The 1,419-nt window shown below is 49.4% G+C and carries 2 protein-coding genes and 1 pseudogene; 1 reads left to right on the top strand and 2 read right to left on the bottom strand.

Translation table 11 applies throughout. From position 1 onward, the window contains the following. Positions 1–350: 350 nt before the first annotated feature. Both H7F08_RS15245 and H7F08_RS15240 read right to left on the bottom strand, forming a co-directional pair. A pseudogene (locus H7F08_RS15245) lies at positions 351–647 on the bottom strand (transposase); the annotation flags it as partial. A 179-nt stretch (positions 648–826) separates the two neighbouring features. Further along, positions 827–976 carry a hypothetical protein gene (locus H7F08_RS15240; protein WP_193641000.1) on the bottom strand — a complete coding sequence of 50 codons (150 nt, stop codon included), beginning with the start codon at positions 974–976 and terminating at the stop codon, positions 827–829. A 97-nt stretch (positions 977–1,073) separates the two neighbouring features. Between H7F08_RS15240 and H7F08_RS15235 the strand changes: the two genes are divergently transcribed. Beyond that, on the top strand, positions 1,074–1,419 hold a 346-nt coding region (locus H7F08_RS15235; RefSeq protein WP_227487921.1), incomplete at its 3' end, for a hypothetical protein.

The raw sequence follows: 1,419 nt of genomic DNA, 5'->3' as shown, positions 1-1,419 counted from the left end.
ATCGTCAAGGGACGGACCAGTTTTGCCTTCTCCGATGTCCGCAAACTGATTACAGATGAAGCTCTCTCCAGCCATTTTCTGGGACTTTGGCCCCATCTCTGCCAACCCCCTCATAAATCATTCACTCAGATGCTCATGCGTATGGTGGCGTAGCATGCGGCGACTTATTCCTCATGAAAATCGGTGAAACTTCAGATAAATCATGTCACCGTATTATTCATAATAGTTGCCTGATTGGCACAATAATTCCGCTGAATGGAACCATTGCCCGAGCCTCAGCCCAGTTAGAGAACTTAGCGTTCCAGCATGAATTGCATGAGCTTGTGATGGATGCGCCAGGCCGTGGGTTAGCTGACACCGAGTTGACGACTCAGCACAAACGCGGATATCCCGGTTTTCGCCTGGCTGATCGGGTAAATGGCCAGAAACAAAAGGGTCAAAAGCAAATACGTTCCTTGAAAAAGTGTTCCGGCAATCAACGAAGTCTGATAACGACAATGGCTGCACTGAAAGGTCTTGCGCGAGCCGCATTTCAGAACAGAATGCCGGGTTCTGCCACACCGGGGGTAGTGAAATCCGTTTGGCCAACGCGCCGATTCCAGGGCTGTTGCGCACTGTTCTTCGGTGCAAATCGCTGCAGAAAACATAAATTTTAAAGTGACATGAATTTCATAACCACCCATGAAAATCACACTCAAGGAATATACCGTCTCCTGAACGTGCCAACAGGTTAAGTACTGAAGTTTCACCGTTTTTCCGCGAGGAAAATCGGCATGGTCAACAAAAATGTCGGTCATTAAATATCGTGATTATTCATGAATAATACTTATTTTCGAGCTATTTGGTTACCCTGTTTTTTTTGTTTTATTTCTTGTGAATCAGTTAGATAAAGGTGAACAGAACCGCCTTCCGTGATATAATGAATGCTCATTAACTCACTGATTATAAAACGCAAGAGGCCCTGTTCGATGTCCATGCTACGCGATTTACTCCTCCCTTTCCAATCGGCATTTTCGGATTCGCGACTAGGGCGCGAACGGGCTCAATGGTTCCCCTTTATCCNNWTGGCTATCATGGTCCCCTTCACCTCCTCCATGAGCAGCAATCTGCTGCGCTCCCTGCAGACCCTCTTTGGCCTGGATGTGAACGCCCGCCGTTTCTACCTCTTCATGGCCTCCACTCAGCTGGCCTGGGATCGCCTCTGGCCGATTGCCTGGAATCTGATTCCGTCCCCGCTGGTCGATGGGCGCTTGATCCTGGCCCTCGATGACACCCTCAACGACAAAACCGGTAAGCGGATCTTCGGCTGCGGCTTTTTCTTCGATCATACCGCCAAGGTGAATCATCCCACTTATCCCTGGGCACAGAATATCGTCATGCTCGGCCTGCTCAAGCCCATCAAAGGCCGCTGGGCCTGTC

The sequence above is a fragment of the Acidithiobacillus sp. HP-11 genome (assembly GCF_015100075.1).
GTDB lineage: Bacteria > Pseudomonadota > Gammaproteobacteria > Acidithiobacillales > Acidithiobacillaceae > Acidithiobacillus > Acidithiobacillus thiooxidans.
The sequence above is the reverse complement of the archived record's forward strand: the minus strand, read 5'-3'. Positions and strand labels throughout refer to the sequence as shown.